1 protein-coding gene is annotated in these 258 nt (G+C 48.8%); it reads right to left on the bottom strand.

All coding sequences use genetic code 11. From position 1 onward, the window contains the following. A partial coding sequence (locus tag QN347_RS20305) for a hypothetical protein (RefSeq protein WP_323494476.1) occupies window positions 1–258 on the bottom strand: 258 nt, incomplete at both ends.

The following is a 258-nucleotide window of genomic DNA, read 5'->3' as shown; positions in this document are numbered from 1 at the left end:
AGTCAAAGGCAGCGTTAACGCAGGGCTTTGACCTTGCAAACGGCGCGCTACTTCGGCCACAAAAGCGCTGTCTAAGGTTGGCTCCGAACGCGCCATATCGGCGACTAATAAAATTAATTTACTCGGATCTTTTTCTGCCGCCTCGATCATCTGATCGGCCCAGCTATCGGCTAAATTTCTATCGACGCGACTAGATGCAATACGAGTCGCTACACGACGTAAATTTTCAATCAACGCTAAGCGCAGCATGATAGGAAT

This window comes from Sphingomonas sp. 10B4 (assembly GCF_035019905.1).
GTDB lineage: Bacteria > Pseudomonadota > Alphaproteobacteria > Sphingomonadales > Sphingomonadaceae > Sphingomonas > Sphingomonas glacialis.
This window is presented reverse-complemented; position numbering and strand designations above follow the sequence as displayed.